The 18,238-nt window shown below is 63.6% G+C and carries 19 protein-coding genes and 1 riboswitch; of the genes, 18 read left to right on the top strand and 1 reads right to left on the bottom strand.

Annotated elements, in window-relative coordinates:
• The first annotated feature begins 38 nt into the window (after window positions 1-38).
• From EEB11_RS05325 to EEB11_RS05250, 16 genes are all read left to right on the top strand, one after another.
• Window positions 39-608, top strand: a complete 570-nt coding sequence (locus EEB11_RS05325; RefSeq protein WP_321187553.1) for an OmpA family protein — start codon at window positions 39-41, stop codon at window positions 606-608.
• A 23-nt stretch (window positions 609-631) separates the two neighbouring features.
• Window positions 632-994 (top strand): hypothetical protein, encoded by a 363-nt coding sequence (locus tag EEB11_RS05320; protein WP_135429386.1) that lies wholly within the window; start codon window positions 632-634, stop codon window positions 992-994.
• Window positions 995-1,208: 214 nt separating this feature from the next.
• A complete protein-coding gene (locus tag EEB11_RS05315) occupies window positions 1,209-2,216 on the top strand; it encodes a PhoH family protein (protein ID WP_435531096.1) in 1,008 nt (335 codons plus the stop codon).
• 129 nt (window positions 2,217-2,345) lie between these two features.
• Window positions 2,346-2,849 carry an rRNA maturation RNase YbeY gene (gene ybeY / locus EEB11_RS05310; protein ID WP_135429385.1) on the top strand — a complete coding sequence of 168 codons (504 nt, stop codon included), beginning with the start codon at window positions 2,346-2,348 and terminating at the stop codon, window positions 2,847-2,849.
• Window positions 2,850-2,889: 40 nt separating this feature from the next.
• A complete protein-coding gene (locus EEB11_RS05305) occupies window positions 2,890-3,855 on the top strand; it encodes a transporter associated domain-containing protein (RefSeq protein ID WP_135429384.1) in 966 nt (321 codons plus the stop codon).
• Window positions 3,852-5,348 (top strand): apolipoprotein N-acyltransferase, encoded by a 1,497-nt coding sequence (gene lnt / locus EEB11_RS05300; protein WP_245298780.1) that lies wholly within the window; start codon window positions 3,852-3,854, stop codon window positions 5,346-5,348. The genes EEB11_RS05305 and lnt overlap by 4 nt, the downstream gene beginning before the upstream one ends.
• 32 nt (window positions 5,349-5,380) lie before the next feature.
• Window positions 5,381-5,430, top strand: a riboswitch (SAM-SAH riboswitch).
• Window positions 5,431-5,438: 8 nt separating this feature from the next.
• Complete coding sequence (gene metK / locus EEB11_RS05295; protein WP_135429383.1) at window positions 5,439-6,605, top strand: methionine adenosyltransferase; 1,167 nt, start codon at window positions 5,439-5,441, stop codon at window positions 6,603-6,605.
• Window positions 6,606-6,731: 126 nt separating this feature from the next.
• A complete protein-coding gene (gene trmB / locus EEB11_RS05290) occupies window positions 6,732-7,430 on the top strand; it encodes a tRNA (guanine(46)-N(7))-methyltransferase TrmB (protein ID WP_135429382.1) in 699 nt (232 codons plus the stop codon).
• 326 nt (window positions 7,431-7,756) lie between these two features.
• On the top strand, window positions 7,757-9,103 hold the full coding sequence (gene aroA, locus EEB11_RS05285; protein ID WP_135429695.1) for a 3-phosphoshikimate 1-carboxyvinyltransferase: 1,347 nt from the start codon (window positions 7,757-7,759) through the stop codon (window positions 9,101-9,103).
• 55 nt (window positions 9,104-9,158) lie between these two features.
• Window positions 9,159-9,758 (top strand): (d)CMP kinase, encoded by a 600-nt coding sequence (locus tag EEB11_RS05280; RefSeq protein ID WP_135429381.1) that lies wholly within the window; start codon window positions 9,159-9,161, stop codon window positions 9,756-9,758.
• A gap of 113 nt (window positions 9,759-9,871) precedes the next feature.
• Complete coding sequence (locus tag EEB11_RS05275) at window positions 9,872-10,504, top strand: NAD(P)H-dependent oxidoreductase (protein WP_135429380.1); 633 nt, start codon at window positions 9,872-9,874, stop codon at window positions 10,502-10,504.
• A gap of 175 nt (window positions 10,505-10,679) precedes the next feature.
• Window positions 10,680-11,663, top strand: coding sequence for a hypothetical protein (locus tag EEB11_RS05270; RefSeq protein ID WP_135429379.1), 984 nt, complete (start codon window positions 10,680-10,682; stop codon window positions 11,661-11,663).
• A gap of 109 nt (window positions 11,664-11,772) precedes the next feature.
• Window positions 11,773-13,515 (top strand): 30S ribosomal protein S1, encoded by a 1,743-nt coding sequence (gene rpsA, locus EEB11_RS05265; protein WP_280950259.1) that lies wholly within the window; start codon window positions 11,773-11,775, stop codon window positions 13,513-13,515.
• 187 nt (window positions 13,516-13,702) lie between these two features.
• A complete protein-coding gene (gene ihfB / locus EEB11_RS05260) occupies window positions 13,703-13,987 on the top strand; it encodes an integration host factor subunit beta (protein ID WP_135429377.1) in 285 nt (94 codons plus the stop codon).
• A gap of 93 nt (window positions 13,988-14,080) precedes the next feature.
• On the top strand, window positions 14,081-14,440 hold the full coding sequence (locus EEB11_RS05255; RefSeq protein ID WP_135429376.1) for a LapA family protein: 360 nt from the start codon (window positions 14,081-14,083) through the stop codon (window positions 14,438-14,440).
• 6 nt (window positions 14,441-14,446) lie between these two features.
• On the top strand, window positions 14,447-15,109 hold the full coding sequence (locus EEB11_RS05250; protein ID WP_135429375.1) for a phosphoribosylanthranilate isomerase: 663 nt from the start codon (window positions 14,447-14,449) through the stop codon (window positions 15,107-15,109).
• A 121-nt stretch (window positions 15,110-15,230) separates the two neighbouring features.
• Here the strand turns inward: EEB11_RS05250 and EEB11_RS05245 are convergent, their stop codons facing one another.
• Complete coding sequence (locus tag EEB11_RS05245; RefSeq protein WP_135429374.1) at window positions 15,231-16,010, bottom strand: DUF4394 domain-containing protein; 780 nt, start codon at window positions 16,008-16,010, stop codon at window positions 15,231-15,233.
• Window positions 16,011-16,211: 201 nt separating this feature from the next.
• Between EEB11_RS05245 and trpB the strand changes: the two genes are divergently transcribed.
• Window positions 16,212-17,444, top strand: coding sequence for a tryptophan synthase subunit beta (gene trpB, locus EEB11_RS05240; protein ID WP_135429373.1), 1,233 nt, complete (start codon window positions 16,212-16,214; stop codon window positions 17,442-17,444).
• A gap of 225 nt (window positions 17,445-17,669) precedes the next feature.
• Complete coding sequence (locus tag EEB11_RS19770; RefSeq protein WP_210134378.1) at window positions 17,670-18,143, top strand: PepSY domain-containing protein; 474 nt, start codon at window positions 17,670-17,672, stop codon at window positions 18,141-18,143.
• Window positions 18,144-18,238: the final 95 nt, after the last annotated feature.

Here is an 18,238-nt window from a genome sequence, read left to right as displayed (position 1 = left end):
TTGTGTGTGAATTGTCAGGTAAGAAGGGGGTTGCGGCTGTGGAACGGATTTCCAAAGCGGTGCGGATGATCCTTGGGGGCGCGGCGCTTGCTGTCGGGCTGTCGGGTGTGACGCCGGCCATGGCACAGGGGGCCCCCGAAATTGTCGGCCAGATCGAATGGGGCGTGTGGATCGACGATGACGGTTGCATGCACTGGTGGGCGGATGGCGGGGTTGAAGGCTATATGGTGCCGCGCCGTAACCCCAAGGATGGAAAGCCGGTCTGCCTCAAGCGCAACACCTGTCTGGTGGAAAACACCGATCAGCTGTTTGCGACCGACAGCGCCCAGCTGACGTCGCACGGGCGGTCACGGTTGCAGTCGTTCTTCCGCGGTGCCGGGGCGTTTGGCTATGCCATTTATGGCCATACCGACAGCCGCGCATCTGATGAATACAACATGGGCCTGTCCAAGCGCCGAGCCGCTGCCGTGGCCAATGTCGCCCGGTCGGTCGGGGCGCATGTGGAACGCGAAATCGGATATGGCGAGCGCCAGCCTGTCGCCTCGAACGCTTCTGCAGCCGGTATGCAGAAGAACCGTCGGGTTGAAGTCGTCTGCTACCGGTGGTGATCAGCATGAACAACATAGTCAGAATGAGCGTCGCCGTTGCAGCATTGGCACTGAGCGGCTGTACCGAAGGTTTTGAAGGCACCCGGCCCTATTCCGGGCCGAATTCTGTCATTGCCACCGGGTTGGACAAGGGCCACGATTCGGGCGTGCTGCGCAATGGTCATGCGGCCATTGCCTATGACCCCGACGGTTGCCAGAACTGGATCATCGATGATGGTCTGGAAGGCTATTCCAGCCCCCGCTACGATCCGGTGTCGGGCCTGCCGGTCTGCAACAACCACTATCCGCCGGGGACTGTGCTCAAGAATTACCAGAGCAGTTCTCCTGGTATTGCCGACCGCGTGTCCGGTCCGGGCATCCGCACCGTGGTGCGTCGCGCGAACTGACGGTCGGTTGCGGTACGATATTTTGGGGTCACGGGGAACCGTGGCCCCTTTTTGTTGGTTTCTGGGTCAGATCAGGTTTTGCCCGGGTTTTGGGCGGATGTCACAAATCCGTGCGGTGGCTGGATATAAACTCTGATCGATACAAAATCGGTGCTTGCCAGATCATGTGACGCGGCGCACGATACATACAGGCCCTAGCAATAAGGAGACCTCATTGGGCATCAGCGCGCTGACCCCCCCGACCAAACCCGAGGACATGATCGAGTCTGTTCTCGAATTTCCGGACAATCGTTTGCTGATTGACCTGTGCGGCGAGTTTGATCGCAATCTGGCACAGGTGGAACACCAGATGGGCGTTCACATTCTGCGGCGTGGCAACCGCCTTGCGGTGATCGGGGACAAGGGAGCGCGGGATCAGGCGGCAGCCGTGCTGCGCAGCTTGTATGCCCGGCTCGAATCCGGTCGCACGGTCGCCGCGGGCGACATTGACGGTGCGATGCGTCTGGGTCAGGGCACGATCGGGGCCGAGGGCGAACAGATCGAACTGTTCAACCCCGGAATGGAAATCCGCACCCGCAAGAAACCGGTGGAGCCCAGGACCGAGGCGCAGAAGGCCTATGTCGCGAACCTGTTCAGTCACGAGCTTGGCTTCGGCATCGGGCCTGCGGGCACCGGCAAGACCTATCTGGCGGTCGCGGTCGGCGTGACCATGCTGGTGTCGGGGGCGGTCGAGAAGATCATCCTGAGCCGCCCTGCGGTGGAAGCGGGGGAGCGTTTGGGCTTCCTCCCAGGCGACATGAAGGAGAAGGTCGATCCCTACATGCAGCCGCTGTATGACGCGCTGAACGATTTCCTACCCGCCAAGCAGGTGCAGAAGCTGATGGAGGAAAAGCGGATCGAGATCGCGCCGCTGGCATTCATGCGCGGTCGGACGCTTGCCAATGCCTTTGTGGTGCTGGACGAGGCGCAGAACGCCACCACCATGCAGATGAAGATGTTCCTGACCCGGTTGGGGCAGGGCAGCCGCATGGTGATCACCGGCGACCGCACCCAGGTGGACCTGCCGCGCGGCATGCCATCGGGGCTGGCCGATGCCGAGCGTATTCTGGCCGGTGTGCGCGGCGTGACGTTCAACTACTTTACCTCGAAAGATGTGGTGCGCCACCCGCTGGTGGCGCGGATCATCGAGGCTTACGAATCGGATGAAGCGCCACAGGCCTGAGATTTGGGCCTGCTGAACGCGCCGGGGGGCTGTCTGCCCCCCGGACCCCCCGAGGATATTTGAGAACAGATAATGGGGCGGGCTTTGGAATGGCTTGCCCGATCTTGTTGCTTGGGGTAGGGCGCGGCTATGGAACCGCTGGTGGATTGTGTAATCGAGGATGTGCGTTGGGAAGCGTTGGGGCTTGAAGCCCTGTCCTTGCGCGCAGCCGAGGCGGTGCTGGTGGCGCTGGGGCTGCCCCTGCAGGGGTTCACGCTGTGCGTGATGGGCTGCCATGATGCGCGGATTTCGGTGCTGAATGCAGACTTCCGGGGCAAGCCCACGCCGACCAATGTGCTGAGCTGGCCGTCGGAGGAGCTGTCCGAGGGTGTGCCGGGGATAGCGCCTGCGCGGCCCTTGGCGGGCGAGGCGGACGAGCCTTGGTCCCTGGGCGATATTGCGATGTCTTATGACACCTGTGCGCGCGAGGCGGAGGCGGCGGGCAAGCCGCTGGCCGATCATGTCACGCATCTGGTGGTTCATGGAGTGTTACATTTGCTGGGTTATGATCACATTGATGATGCCGATGCGGCGCTGATGGAAAAACATGAGGTGGCGATACTTGCCACGCTTGGGGTTGATGACCCATATTGAAACCGTACCCGAAACAGGGTGCTTTTCTGGATAAGGACTGATGGGCAGTAGTAACGACGGGTCTATGGCGGCGCAGGGCGCGCCGTCTGATGTGCAGGCCGAAGACGATCAACCTCCGAGTAGAAGTTTGTTCGGGCGGTTGATGGGCGTGTTCTCGGGGGCCGACAGCCCGCCGGGGGGCAGATCGGATGCCCCCGCGCCAGTGGTGCAAAGCGGCAGCGCATCGGTGCCGGGGCTTGGCAACCTGCGGCGGCTGCGGGTGGATGATGTGGCGATTCCCAAGGTGGATATTGTTGCCGTGCCCGTCGACATTGGTCGCGATGATCTGGTCGAAGTGTTCCGCGAGCAGGGATTTTCGCGCCTGCCAGTCTACAAGGGCACGCTGGACCATCCACAGGGCCTTGTTTTGCTGAAGGATCTGGCGTTGCAGCACGGCTTTGGCACGTCGGGCCGGTTTTCGTTGCGCAAGCTGCTTCGCCCCTTGCTTTATGCGCCTCCGTCGATGCCGATCGGGGTTCTGCTGCAGAAGATGCAGCGCGAGCGCGTGCATATGGCGCTGGTGATCGACGAATACGGCGGGGTGGATGGCCTTGTCACCATCGAGGACCTGATCGAGACGGTGATCGGCGAGATCGAGGACGAGCATGACGAAGACGAAAGCGTGCTGTGGAAAGAGGAAAAGCCGGGCGTGTTCCTGGCGCAATCCACAGCACCGCTGGAGGAGTTCGAGGCTGTCATCGGGATGAAGCTGCGCAACGGCGAGGATGATGACGAGATCGACACGCTGGGCGGGCTGGTGTTTGTGCGCATCGGCCGGGTGCCGGTGCGGGGTGAGATTGTGCCGCATGAATCGGGGGCCGAGTTCGAGGTGGTCGATGCCGATCCGCGCCGGATCAAACGCTTGCGGGTCCGCCTGCCGGGCAGCAAGCGCGACCCGGTGATCGAGGCCGAGTCGCCTGCATCTGCCGCGCCTGTGTCTTCCATCATGGAGAAGGTCGCGTCTTGAGCCTGCGGCGCAGGCTGTTTGCTGAGGTGCCGGTCCGGCGGCAGGCAGGGCTTGATCTGCTGGCGGGGGCGGCGGTTGCCTTGGGGCAGGCGCCGCTTTCGGCCTGGTATCTGGCCTTTCCGGCGCTGATCTGGGCGATGTCGCGCATGGTGCGGCCTGTGTCGGCGGCAGGAGCGGGCTGGGCAGGGCTGCTGGTGGGTGCCGGGTATTTCGGGGCCTCGCTCAACTGGATTGTGTCGCCGTTTCTGATTGACCCCGTGGTCTATGGCTGGATGGCCCCGTTTGCGGTGGTGCTGATGGCCTTTGGCTTTGGGCTGTTCTGGGCCGGGGCGGCTGCGGTGGCGTATCGCTTTCCGGTCAGACCGTTGGCGCTTGCCGCAAGCCTTGGCGCGGTGGAACTGGTGCGCGGGCACATCTTCACCGGGTTTCCCTGGGCGCTGGTCGGGCACATGTGGCATGGTTGGCCAGTGGTGCAGACAGTGGCGCTGTGGGGGGCGACGGGGCTGACGGTGGTGACGCTGGCGGCGGCCAGTTTGCCCTTGCTGCACCGCTGGCGGGGTGCGGTGGGGGCTGTCGCCTTGCTGTTGGCGGGTACGGGCTTTGGCCTGTGGCAGTTGGAGCAGCCCGAGCCTGCGGCGCGAGAGGCGTCTTTGCGGCTGGTTCAGCCCAATGCCGAACAGCATCTGAAATGGGACCCCGATCAGGCGCGCATCCTGTTTCAGCGCCAGCTGGAGTTTACCAGTGCGGGCACGCCCGCCGATCTGACGATCTGGCCGGAAACGGCGGTGCCGTACCTGCTGGAATACTCGCCCGAAGTGGCCCCGATTATCACCGGGGCCTCTGGCGGCAACAAGGTGGCGATTGGGATTCAACGGGTTGAGGGTGACCGGGGCTGGAACTCCTTGCGGTTGCTGGAGGGCGAGGGGCGCGTGAGTGCCACCTATGACAAGTTCCATCTGGTGCCGTTTGGCGAATACATGCCAATGGGCGATCTGTTGCAGGACTGGTTCGGGATCGGGGCCTTCGCCGCACAGGTGGGCAATGGCTATTCGCCGGGAAACGGGCCGCAGGTGATTGATCTGGGGGCTGCACTTGGCAAGGTGCTGCCGCTGATTTGCTATGAGGCGGTGTTTCCGCAGATTGCGCGCGGCGCGCCGGAGCGTCCGGACTGGATGCTGCAGATCACCAATGACGCGTGGTTCGGCACGCTGACCGGGCCGTTCCAGCATTTCGAGCAGGCGCGGCTGCGGGCAGTTGAACAGGGCCTGCCGCTGATCCGCGTGGCCAATACCGGGGTCACGGCGGTGATTGATGCGCGGGGACGGGTGGTGCAATCGCTGCCCTTTGGCACCGCGGGGTATCTGGATGTGGCGCAGGTGCCCGGTGCGCTGGCGGTGACGCCTTATGCGGCGTGGGGCGAGGGGCCGGTGCTTCTGATGCTGGTTGCTCTAATTGGAGGGTCTTTGCTGCGCCGCAGACCCCGCGTTGCTTGACGCCTTGCGCCATTGGGCTTACGCACCAAGGTGAACTGCCACAACGGCTTCCTGGCGTGGCAGGGATCATTCAAATGGAGCACTACCCCAATGAGCCGCAAGAATTACGTATTTACCTCGGAATCCGTTTCCGAGGGGCATCCTGACAAGGTCTGTGACCGTGTGTCGGATGCCATCCTCGATGCCTTTCTGACCGAAGAGCCAAATGCGCGCGTCGCCTGCGAGACCTTTGCGACGACAGGCCGCGTGGTGGTTGGTGGCGAGGTGGGGTTGTCAAGCAAGCAAGCCACCGATGCCATGCTGGAGCGTGTCGAGGGCATCGTGCGCGACTGTGTGCGCGACATCGGATACGAGCAGGATGCGTTCCACTGGAAGACCTTGAAGGTGCAGAACTATCTGCACGGGCAATCGGCCCATATCGCGCAGGGCGTTGACAAGGACGGTGCCGGCGATCAGGGCATCATGTTCGGCTATGCCTGCCGCGAAACGGCCGAGCTGATGCCGGCACCGCTGCAATATGCCCAGGCCATCCTGCGCCGTCTGGCGCAAGTGCGCAAATCGGGCGAACAGCCGACTCTGGGCCCGGATGCCAAATCGCAGCTTTCCCTGCGCTATGAGGATGGCAAGCCGGTTGAGGTGACCTCTATCGTCCTGTCCACGCAGCATGCGCTGGAAAGCCAGACCTCGGCCGATATCCGCGCCATTGTAGAGCCTTATATTCGTGAGGTTTTGCCGGATGGCTGGCTGACCGAGGCGACGAAATGGCACGTGAACCCCACGGGTATTTTCGTGATCGGCGGGCCCGATGGAGATGCCGGGCTGACCGGGCGCAAGATCATTGTGGACACTTATGGCGGGGCGGCCCCGCATGGCGGCGGCGCGTTTTCCGGCAAGGACCCGACCAAGGTGGACCGCTCGGCCGCCTATGCCGCGCGCTATCTGGCCAAGAATGTGGTGGCCGCAGGGCTGGCCGACCGCTGCACGCTGCAGGTGTCTTATGCGATCGGTGTGGCCGAGCCGCTGTCGATTTATGTCGATACGCACGGCACCGGGCAGGTGGAGGCGGCGGCTATCGAGCGCGCCGTGGCCGCTTGCATGGACCTGACGCCGCGCGGCATCCGCACGCATCTGAACCTGAACCGCCCGATCTATGCCCGCACCAGCGCTTACGGCCATTTTGGCCGCACGCCGGACGCAGATGGCGGATTTAGTTGGGAAAAAACCGATCTGGTTGAGGCGTTGAAGAACGCCGTCTGACCAAAGACCTGTGCGCGCCCGGGCGTTCCGGGCGCGCACAGGGCGATAGCACGTGGTGCCAAGCCTTGACCCGAACGGCCCGGCCTGACATCAGGCGCGCCAGAACCGGGAACAGGATCACGCTGCATGACCGAGCCAAGGATACGTCGCAACTTTTATGGCCGTGTGCATGGCAAGACCCTGCGCGCGAGCCAGAAGGATTATCTGGAAAACGATCTGGAAGCGCTGCGGTTGCAGGGTGTGGTCCGCGAAGAGAACCCTGAGCGGACACCGCTGGATGTGGCCGCGCTGTTTCCCACCCCGCGCCCGCTGTGGGTGGAGGTTGGTTTTGGCGGCGGCGAGCATCTGGTGCATATGGCGGCGCGCTACCCGCAGGTTGGCATCATCGGCTGTGAGCCGTTTGTGAACGGCATTGCCATGCTGCTGGGCAAGATCCGTCAGGCGGGGGTGACGAACCTGTGCATTCATCCCGGCGATGTGCGCGATCTGTTCGATGTGCTGCCAACTGCTTGTGTGGACAAGGTTTTTCTGAACTACCCCGACCCCTGGCCCAAGGCCCGCCACCATCGCCGCCGTTTTGTGACGCCGGGGTATCTGGAGTTGCTGGCGCGGGTGATGAAACCGGGGGCCGAGTTCCGCGTGGCGACCGACATTCCCGATTACGTGCGCCAGACGCTGGAAGAGGTGCCGGTCGCCGGGTTTGAATTGATTGCCCAGACCGGGGAGGGTGCGGCGTGGGACGACTGGATTTCCACCCGCTATGAGCAAAAGGCGCTGCGCGAGGGGCGCGCACCGCATTACCTGACCTTCCGGCGACTGGGGTAAGATGGCCGCATGGCTGAGGTTGGGCGGGCTGACGTGCCCCAGCCGTTGGGGACAGACCCTGACCCCGCGAGGGGCGCGTGATCCGGGTTCAAGTATTTGAAAACGGGCTAAATTTTTGGTATGGTTTGGGTCTGATCCGCGTCTGGTTTGCGTATGGCTTACGTCATGACGTCTGTGCGGTTTCTGGCGGCTGACCCGTTTTGGCGCAGGGGGCGGCCAAGCGGTGACGCATCAGGCCAAGCGCTGCGTGCTACTGGCATCAACCCCCCATGGACCGCCGCTGCTGCTTGCGCTATCAGGCGGGCGTTCACATTCGGGAGATGATGATGTCCGGCCATGGCGATGCGCAACCGATGACTTCCGCAAAATGCGGGCCCTTGCGGGGGACGGCGGCTGTGCCGGGCGACAAGTCGATCTCGCACCGGGCGCTGCTGTTCGGCGCGATGGCGGTGGGGGAGACGAAGATCACCGGGCTGCTGGAAGGGCAGGATGTGCTGGATACGGCGCGGGCGATGCGCGCCTTCGGGGCCGAGGTGGTGCAGCACGGGGCGGGCGACTGGTCGGTGCATGGCGTGGGCGTGGGCGGGTTTTCGGAACCGGCTGATGTGATTGATTGCGGCAATTCAGGCACCGGCGTGCGGCTGATCATGGGCTGCATGGCGACCACGGCGATGACGGTGACCTTTACCGGCGACGCCAGCTTGCGCAAGCGCCCGATGGCGCGGGTGACGGACCCGCTGGCGCTGTTTGGCGCGCAGTCTTACGGTCGCAAGGGCGGGCGTCTGCCGATGACGGTGGTGGGGGCCGCCAACCCGGTGCCGGTGCGTTATGCGCTGCCGGTGGCGTCTGCGCAGGTGAAGTCGGCGGTGCTGCTGGCCGGGCTGAATGCGCCGGGCGAGACGGTGGTGATCGAGCGCGAACCGACGCGGGACCATTCGGAACGGATGCTGCTGGGGTTCGGGGCGGACCTGTCGGTGGAGCAGACCGCCGAGGGCCATGTGATTACCCTGAAGGGGCGGCCAGAGCTGCGCCCGCAGACGGTGGCAGTGCCGCGCGACCCGTCGTCAGCCGCGTTTCCGACCTGTGCGGCGCTGATCGTGGAAGGGTCCGACATCACGGTGCCCGGTGTCAGCCAGAACCTGACGCGCAACGGGCTGTATATCACGCTGGCCGAAATGGGGGCTGAGATCGCGTTCCTGAACCCGCGGACCGAGGGTGGCGAGCCGGTGGCCGACCTACGGGTGCGGTTTTCGGACAATATGCAGGGCATCGAGGTGCCGCCCGAGCGCGCGCCCAGCATGATTGACGAATACCCCATTCTGTCGGTTGTCGCGGCCTTTGCCACGGGCCGCACGGTGATGCGCGGGGTCAAGGAGTTGCGGGTCAAGGAATCCGACCGGATCGACGCGATGGCGCGCGGGCTGGAGGCGTGCGGCGTGACCATCGAGGAAGACGAGGACACGCTGATCGTGCATGGCATGGGGGCCGGTGGGATGCCGGGCGGGGCTGTCTGCGCCACCCATCTGGACCACCGGATCGCGATGTCGTTCCTGATTGCCGGGATGGCGGCGAAAGCGGCGGTTTCGGTGGATGATGCCTCGCCCATCGTGACGTCCTTTCCGATTTTTGAGGATCTGATGAACGGGCTTGGCGCGGCGATCCGGCGCGGGTGACCGGAGGCGTTCCGGATGTCGGTCCATCCCGGCCTGACAGGACAAGAGGGCACGCATGATCTTTACAGTCGCGATTGACGGGCCTGCGGCAGCGGGCAAGGGCACGATCAGCCGGGCGGTGGCGGATGCCTTCGGGTTTGCGCATCTGGACACCGGGGCGCTGTACCGGGCGGTGGGGGCCATGGGGGGCGATCCGGTGCTGGCGGCGCGAAACCTTGTGCCCGAGGATCTGGTGCGTGACGACCTGCGCACGCTGGGGGCCGGGCAGGCTGCCAGCCGGGTGGCGGTGATACCGGAGGTGCGGGCGGCATTGCTGGATTTTCAGCGCCGCTTTGCCCGGAGGGCCGGGGGCGCGGTGCTGGACGGGCGCGATATCGGCACGGTGATCTGCCCCGAGGCAGAGGTGAAGCTGTTCGTGACCGCTAGTGCGCAGGTGCGGGCGCACCGGCGCTGGCTGGAGCTGGGCGGAGACGCGGCGCAGGTTCTGGCCGAGGTGCGCGAGCGCGACGACCGCGACATGAACCGCGCCGATGCGCCGCTGAAACCGGCGACGGATGCGGTGATGCTGGATACATCTGACCTGGCGGTGGCGGCGGCGATTGACCGCGCGGTGGCCGTGGTGCGGGCGCGGCTGGATCTGGCCTTGCGCGGCTGAACAGGACCTGTGCGCGGGTGCAGTATGGTTCTGTAAGGACTTGGGACTTACATCAAGTTCTGAATATCACAAGACGGTCCGGTCAAGGGCCGATCAGAAAGAAGGCTTGTCCCATGCTGAACGAAAAACTGAACTGGCGTTATGCCGTCAAGAAGATGGACCCGTCCAAGGCCGTGGCGCAGGACAAGGTCGACCGCATTCTGGAGGCGATTCAGCTGGCCCCCACCTCAAGCGGGTTGCAGCCGTTTGAGGTGATCGTGGTCACCAATCCGGACATCAAGGCCAAGCTGCGCGACGTGGGCTACAATCAGGCGCAGATCACCGACGCAAGCCATGTGCTGGTGTTTGCCGCCTGGGACAATTACACCGCCGAGCGCGTTGATGCGGTGGTGGACCAGCTGGTGGAAGAGCGTGGCATTCCGCGGTCTGCCGTGTCGGACTACTATGACAACCTCAAGTCGATGCTGCTGCCCCGCGACGCCGACGTGAACTTCGAACATGCGGCACGCCAGGCCTATATCGCCTTTGGCATCGGCCTGACCGCCGCCGCCTTTGAAGAGGTCGATTCGACCCCGATGGAAGGCTTTGATGCGGCAGCCGTCGATGAGATCCTTGGCCTGCGCGCGCGCGGTCTGCGGTCTGTCACGCTGTTGCCGCTGGGCTACCGCGCTGCGGAGGGCGACTGGCTGCAGGGCATGAAAAAGGTGCGCAAGCCATTGGCAGAGATGGTGACCGAAGTCGCCTGAGCCGGTTGGCCCATCGGGCCGCCTGCGACGCTTTGATTTTCACAGGCGCGGCATCCAGAGGGTGTCGCGCCTGTGTCTTGTCGGGGGCACCTGTCGGGCGGTTTGGGCTGTGCAGGACCACCCCATCTGCGCTACTGCTTGCCCGACAGGGATTGCGGCAAGGGAATGACCGGCCATGGCGCAGGCGCGCATCGTGTTTCATCTGCCCGCCCGTCATCATGACGATTGGCGCGCGGCGCGCCATCTGTTGTTGTTCCGCCGGATCGAAGAGGTGTTTGCCCCGCTTGGCGCTGCGATCGTGGTGCGCGACCGGCAGGACGGGCCGTTTCAGGGCGGTGATACCCCGGCCTATGACGACGGGGATCTGCATATCTTGGAGACGGGGCGGGCGCGTGGGCCGGGGGTGCTGAACGCTTCGGTCGCCTATCTGCATCCGTTCTGGCATCTGGACTCTGTGGGCGTGCTGGCCGAAAGCAGCATCGGGGCGCGCGTTTTCGATGCATCAAGGGTCAGGACCAAGCCGGCAAAGGCGTTTTACGAGCGGATGCAAGCGCGGTTTCCGGCGCAGCGAAGGTCGCGCCGGGAGCAGGACGCGGAGGTGACCCGGTTTCCGGCGGGGGCGATTTCGGTGTTCCTGCAAGGCCCGCTGCCGGAAGAATACGGGCTGGCCTATGCGGGCGGAGAGGCGATGCTGCGCGCGGTGGCGCTTGGGGCAGGCGGGCGGGCGGTGCTGGTCAAGCCGCATCCGCTGGCGGTGGAACATGATGCCGGGGTGATCGCCCGGGTCATGTCCGACGGGCTGCCGGTGACCCCCACGAACGCGAATGTGAATGACATGATTGCCGCATCGGTGGCGACGGTCAGTGCCAATTCTGCCTGTGCGATGGAAGGGTTTTTGCAAGCTACGCCCGCCATTCTGTTCGGCCCGTCGGATTTTCACCATCTGGCCGAAACGGTCCGCCAGCCGGAAGACTTTCCACGGGCGCTGGCGAGGGTGCTGGCCGGGCCGGAGCCCGATTATGCGCGGTTCCTGTTTTGGTATTTCGCGCGCAATTGTCTGAACGTGGCGGGGGCGGCGTTCGGGGAAAAGGTGCTGGCGATCTTTGCCCGCGCCGGATTTCCGCCGGACAGGTTGGGCATCCGCGCCGATATGGGCTGAGCGCGCCCGCTTTGTCTTGCCCTTGGCCGCATCTTTGGATATAGGCCGCGCATCCTGACAGGAGTCTTCATGGCCGTTTTCAAGGGTCGTGCCTTTGTCCTGCAGGCGGATCAAAGACCGGCGGAGCCAACCGCATGGCCAGAAAACCACGAAAAAGGACAAACTGCATATGTGCGCTAAAGCTACCATGGAAGACTTTGAAGCCCTGTTGAAGGAAAGCTTCGAAATTGACACCCCCGAAGAGGGTTCGGTTGTCAAAGGCAAGGTCATCGCGATTGAAGCGGGCCAGGCCATCATCGACGTCGGCTACAAGATGGAAGGCCGCATCGATCTGAAAGAATTTGCCAACCCCGGCGAGCAGCCTGACATCAATGTCGGCGACGAAGTCGAGGTCTATCTGGACCGCGTGGAAAACTCGCGCGGGGAAGCCCAGATCAGCCGTGAGAAGGCCAAGCGCGAAGAAGCCTGGGACCGTCTGGAAAAAGCCTATGCCGCCGAGACCCGCGTCGATGGCGCGATCTTTGGCCGTGTCAAAGGTGGCTTTACCGTGGATCTGGGTGGCGCTGTTGCCTTCCTTCCCGGTTCGCAAGTAGACGTGCGCCCCGTGCGTGACGCTGGCCCGCTGATGGGGCTGAAGCAGCCGTTCCAGATTCTGAAAATGGACCGTCGCCGTGGCAACATCGTTGTGTCGCGCCGCGCCATCCTGGAAGAATCGCGTGCCGAGCAGCGCGCCGAAGTCATCGGCAACCTGACCGAGGGCCAGACGGTCGACGGCGTGGTCAAGAACATCACCGAATACGGTGCGTTCGTTGATCTGGGCGGCGTTGACGGCCTGCTGCACGTGACCGACATGGCTTGGCGCCGTGTGAACCACCCGTCGGAAATCCTTGCCATTGGTGAGACTGTCAAAGTGCAGGTCATCAAGATCAACAAGGAAACCCACCGGATCAGCCTCGGCATGAAGCAGCTGCAGGAAGATCCATGGGATGCGGTGGAACGCGCCTATCCGCTGAACTCGGTCCACAAGGGCCGCGTGACCAACATCACTGATTACGGCGCATTTGTTGAGCTGGAAGCCGGTGTCGAAGGTCTGGTTCACGTCTCTGAGATGTCGTGGACCAAAAAGAACGTGCACCCCGGCAAGATCGTGTCGACCAGCCAGGAAGTCGACGTCATGGTGCTGGAGATCGACTCCGCCAAGCGCCGTGTGTCGCTTGGCCTCAAGCAGACCCAGCGCAACCCGTGGGAAGTGTTCGCCGAGAACAACCCGATTGGCTCGACCATCGAGGGCGAAGTCAAGAACATCACCGAATTCGGTCTGTTCATCGGTCTGGAAAACGACATCGACGGCATGGTTCACCTGTCCGACCTGTCGTGGGACCAGCGCGGCGAGGATGCCATTGCGAACTATCGCAAGGGCGACACCGTCAAGGCGTCGGTTTCTGAAGTCGACGTCGAGAAAGAGCGGATTTCTCTCTCGGTCAAGGCTTTGGGCGAAGACACCTTTACCGATGCGGTTGACGGCGTGAAGCGCGGCTCGGTGATCACGGTCGAAGTGACCGCGATCGAAGAGGGTGGCGTCGAGGTGGAGTACAACGGCGCCAAGTCGTTCATCCGCCGCAGCGACCTGAGCCGTGACCGTGGCGACCAGCGCCCCGAGCGGTTCCAGGTTGGCGACAAGGTTGACGTGCGCGTCACCAACATCGACGCCAAGACCCGCCGCATGGGTCTGTCGATCAAGGCGCGCGAGATCGCCGAAGAGAAAGAAGCGGTTGAGCAGTATGGCTCGTCCGATTCGGGTGCCAGCTTGGGCGATATCCTTGGTGCAGCGCTGAAAGGCGACAAGAACTGAGGCTTTCCCCTCGATTGTTGATGAAAGGCCCCGCCGAAAGGCGGGGCCTTTTTGTATCTTACGGGGATTCCTGCCTTTTCGTTTGTGTGGCGCGATTTTTTTTGCCTATAGTCGGATCACAATAATTAACGTGGCGGCAGCATTTGCGTGATCGAACCGCGAACCGGCCACAGGGGGGACACTTCGGATGATCCGTTCGGAACTGATCCAGAAAATTGCGGATGAAAATCCGCATCTGACGCAGCGCCATGTCGAGCGCATCGTGAACACGGTGTTTGAAGAAATCATCGAGGCGCTTGCCAAGGGCGACCGGGTGGAGCTGCGCGGCTTTGGCGCGTTCTCGGTCAAGGCGCGCGATGCGCGCGTGGGTCGTAACCCCCGCACCGGCGAGGCGGTGGAGGTCGAGGACAAGAAGGTGCCGTTCTTCAAGACCGGCAAGCTCTTGCGCGACCGGCTGAACGGCAAGGGCTGAGGCCCTGCCGGCAGGCGTGACACGCGCGCCCCTTGCGCCGGGCGGCCCCAGCGCCGATACTCGGCGTCAGACCTGCCACCCGGGAGTGTGTCGATGATCCGTTACTTGCGCTATTTGTGGCTGGCCCTGCTTGCCATCACCCTGCTGACCGTGGCGTTGGCCAACCGCGCCCCGGTGACGCTGCGCGCCTTGCCCGATGATCTTGCAGCCTTTGCGGGCTTTGGCTGGCAGATCGACCTGCCGCTATACGCGGTGATCTTTGCCAGCATTCTGGCGGGGGTGCTGATCGGGTTCATCTGGGAATGGTTCCGCGAGCACAAGTACCGCGCCGAGATGAGCACCAAGTCCCGCGAAGTGTCCAAGCTGGAGCGGGAGCTGGCGGTGATGCGCGACACCAAGCCGGAACAGCGCGATGATGTTCTGGCGATCCTGGACCAGCGCAAGGCGGGCTGAATTCTTATGGTGGATATCCGGGTCAAGATCTGCGGTCTGCGGACGGTGGAGGATGTGGCGGCTGTGGCGGCGGCGGGTGCGGCCTATGCCGGGTTCGTGTTCTTTCCCAAAAGCCCGCGGCACCTGACGATTGCGCAGGCGCGGGTGCTGGCGCTGGCGGCACCCGTCGGGCTGGCCAAGGTGGCGCTGGTGGTGGACGCCGATGACGCGGCGCTGGACGCCATCACCGAGGCGATGCCGCTGGATATGTTGCAGCTGCACGGCCATGAAAGCCCCGAGCGGGTGGCCGAGGTCCGCGCCCGCTATGGCCTGCCGGTGATGAAGGCGGTGGGGGTGGCGGACGAGGGCGATCTGGCCGCCGTGCTGGACTATTCGCTGGCGGCGGATCAGATTCTGGTCGATGCCAAGCCGCCGAAGAACGCCGATCTGCCCGGCGGCAACGGGCTGTCGTTTGACTGGCGGCTGGTGGCGCAGCGGCGGTGGTTGAAGCCGTGGATGCTGGCGGGGGGGCTGACGCCTGACAACGTGGCGCAGGCGATCCGGCTGACCAATGCGCGGCAGGTGGATGTGTCGTCCGGGGTTGAGGCATCGCCGGGGGTGAAAGACGCAAGCAAGATTGCGGCTTTTGTCGCGGCGACCCGTGCGCCTGCGGTGCCGATGTTGCGCTGAGGTCTGGCGGCAGCGGGGTGCCCCTGCGGGAGCATTTCTGGCATGGTGGATGAGGTGGGTCCGACAGAAAAGGGGGGCAATGAATTGCCCCCCTTTCCTCGACTTCCCCAGCATGGAAACCTTACATGGCGGGCAGGATGGTCAGGTCGCGCAGCGCCTGATCGGTGCCGGTGATCGCCCAGGTGCCTGTCAGCGCGCCAGTGGCGAGGTCGACGGTGTGCAAGCCCCCGTTTGCGGCCAGCCAAGCGGTGTTGGTGCCGTCTTCGGTGGTGTAGACATCCAGCGCGACCGGGCCTTCAAGCGTGACGCCGAGCATGCCGATGGTGGCATTTGTACCGTCATTCGGGGCAGTCTGCTGCAGCAGCGCCGACATGCCGGTGTCGATATTGTACATCGCGGTCTGCTCTGGCTTGCCGTAGCTGTTGGTATAGGCGGTTGCGGCCACCATCAGCCCGGTGCTGGCATTGGCATCCGCCGCGTCCCAGGCCAGCGCCCCATCCACGGTGACTTCGCCGGTGTCCATGTTGACGCGGTGGTTGGTGGTGCCCGACATGAAGCGCAGACGGTCGGCCGCCGGGTTCACATCGACGATGACGGGCGCGCCATCGGCAATGTCCATCATGGTGTTCATGGTCGCCAGCGGCGTGGTTTCACCGGTCATCGGGTCAATCACCACGATGGCCTGTTCGTCGGTCACGCCGATCACGGTCATGGTGCCGGGGCGGTAGTCGATGCCGTGCAGGCGGGTGACGCCCTGCACTTCAACCGTGTTGGTCACTGCGGCAGTTTGCGTGTCGATCATCACCAGTGTCTTGTCGCCGGTCAGGCCCAGCGCGGTTTCGGCATAGGCCGGGGCAGTCAGGGCGGCGGTCGCCAGAAGGGCGGTGAAGATGCGTGTCATGATGTCACTCCGTTTTGTCAGGGTGGCCGTGATGGCCTTTGCGGGCTGGATACGTAAGGATTTCGGGTGAAGTTTCAGGCGGCCTGATAACGAAAGCGTTATCACGGGCCTGCCGCGCGGCTTTACCAGACCGGGGGAGCGCGCTAGGTAGGCTGGAACAGTCAGGCCGGGGATGGTCTGGGGATATGAGGGATGGGTGCGATGGCCGAGGACGGAATCAACAGCTTTATGACCGGGCCGGATGAGGCCGGGCGCTTTGGCATCTTTGGCGGGCGCTTTGTGTCGGAAACGCTGATGCCGCTGATCCTTGAGCTGGAAGAGCGCTATGAGTTCGCCAAGACCGATCCGGATTTCTGGGCCGAGATGGAAGATCTGTGGACGCATTACGTGGGCCGCCCGTCGCCGCTGTATTATGCGGAACGGATGACGAAGCATCTGGGCGGTGCCAAGATCTACATGAAGCGTGACGAGCTGAACCACACCGGCGCGCACAAGATCAACAATGTGCTGGGGCAGATCATTCTGGCGCGGCGCATGGGCAAGACCCGGATCATCGCGGAAACGGGTGCCGGGCAGCATGGGGTGGCGACGGCGACGGTCTGTGCCAAGTTCGGGCTGAAATGCGTGGTCTACATGGGCGCGCATGATGTGGAGCGTCAGGCGCCCAACGTGTTCCGCATGCGTCTGCTGGGGGCCGAGGTGGTGCCGGTGACATCCGGTCGTGGCACGCTGAAGGATGCGATGAACGATGCCTTGCGGGACTGGGTGACCAATGTGCGCGACACGTTCTATTGCATCGGCACGGTGGCGGGGCCGCACCCATACCCGGCGATGGTGCGCGATTTCCAAAGCATCATCGGCAAGGAAGTGCGCTGGCAGCTGGCCGAGCAGGAGGGTGAAGGGCGCCTGCCCGACACCGTGATCGCGGCCATCGGCGGCGGGTCGAATGCGATGGGGCTGTTCTATCCGTTCCTGGATGACCCGACGGTCGGGATCATCGGGGTGGAAGCAGGCGGCAAGGGCGTGGACGACCGGATGGAGCATTGCGCCAGCCTGACCGGAGGGCGCCCCGGCGTGCTGCACGGAAACCGCACCTATCTGTTGCAGGATGAGGACGGGCAGATTCTGGAAGGGTTCAGCATCAGTGCGGGCCTTGATTATCCCGGCATCGGGCCGGAACATGCCTGGCTGCATGATGTGGGCCGGGCGAAATATGTGAGCATCACGGATATGGAGGCGCTGGAGGCGTTCCAGCTGTCCTGCGCGCTGGAGGGGATCATTCCGGCGCTGGAACCAAGCCACGCGCTGGCACATGTGATGAAGATCGCGCCCGGCTTGCCTGCGGACCATATCATCGTGATGAACATGTGTGGCCGGGGCGACAAGGACATCTTTACCGTGGCCAAGCATCTGGGCTTTGACATGAAGATCTGAGGCGCGTGATTGCACGCGGCCCCCGGGCCCCGGCGCAGATGCGCCGGGGCTTTTTGCTGTCCGGAGGGTGGCAAGGGCATAAACTCAGGCTTATGCCGCTAAACCGGCGGACCAGACCCTTTCAAATAAACCTGCGGCCAATGGTGTGATGCGGAAAATGCCGACAGAACCGGGGTGTCGTCCCCACAAGGGCGGCACCCCTTCAGGTTTTTGAAAGGACAGATCATGAAGAAAAGACTGATACTGCTTGCCGCAGCGATTGCCGTCGCTGGCAGCATCGCCCATGGGGCGGTCACTTCTGACGCGCTGATTTCGAAGTATCAGGCGGCCGGCTATTCCCGGATCGAGGTCAAGCGTGGCCCGACCCAGATCAAGGTCGAGGCGACGAGCCGCACTGAAAAGATCGAGGTCGTCTATGACATTTCCACCGGGGCCGTACTGAAGCGTGACCGGGACCGGCTTGAGCGTCCCTCCACGCGAACCGGAGTCCGTGTTGAAGACCGTGATCGGGACTTTGTCCGGGGCGGGCAGAGCAATGATGATGACTGGGATGACGACCGCGACGACGACCGCGACGACGACCGGGATGATGACCGGGATGATGAAGACGATGATGACGATGATGACGACGACGATGATGATGACGACGGCGACGATGACGATGACGACGGCGACGATGATGATGGGGATGACGACTGATCCCCCGACGGAGCAGAGGGGCAGCTGCGGTCCGGCCTTGCCGGGCCGCAGCATTTGACGGATAAAAGATGCCGCACCCTTGCGGTCGGGACCAC

The organism is Pseudotabrizicola sediminis, from assembly GCF_004745575.1.
GTDB lineage: Bacteria > Pseudomonadota > Alphaproteobacteria > Rhodobacterales > Rhodobacteraceae > Pseudotabrizicola > Pseudotabrizicola sediminis.
The sequence above is the reverse complement of the archived record's forward strand: the minus strand, read 5'-3'. Positions and strand labels throughout refer to the sequence as shown.